This window comes from Neisseria sp. P0021.S005, assembly GCF_051956955.1.
The window spans coordinates 1-451 of record NZ_JBQCWY010000959.1; the positions used below are offsets into that span (position 1 = coordinate 1).

General features: G+C 53.9%; 1 pseudogene. It reads left to right on the forward strand.

Annotated elements, in window-relative coordinates:
- Positions 1-451 (forward strand): annotated as a pseudogene (ychF, locus tag ACTHUE_RS20360) (redox-regulated ATPase YchF); the annotation flags it as partial.

Genomic DNA, 451 nt, shown 5'->3' on the forward strand with positions numbered 1-451 from the left:
TCGGCACCGAGTTGGCACTGGCTGACTTAGCCAGCGTCGAAAAAACCATCGTCCGCGAAGAAAAACGTGCACGCTCAGGCGACAAAGACGCGCAAAAACTGGTCGATCTGTGCAAAAAACTGCTACCTCATCTGGACGAAGGCAAGCCTGTACGCTCCTTCGGCTTAGACGCAGAAGAACTCGCCATGCTCAAACCACTGTTCTTGCTGACTGCCAAACCTGCCATGTATGTCGGCAACGTTTCCGAAGACGGTTTTGAAAACAACCCGCACCTCGACCGCCTGAAAGAATTGGCTGCAAAAGAAAACGCGCCGGTTGTGGCCGTATGTGCCGCGATGGAAAGCGAAATCGCCGAATTGGAAGACGATGAAAAAGCCGAATTCCTCGCCGAAATGGGCTTGGAAGAACCGGGCCTGAACCGTCTGATTCGTGCCGGCTACGACCTCTTAGG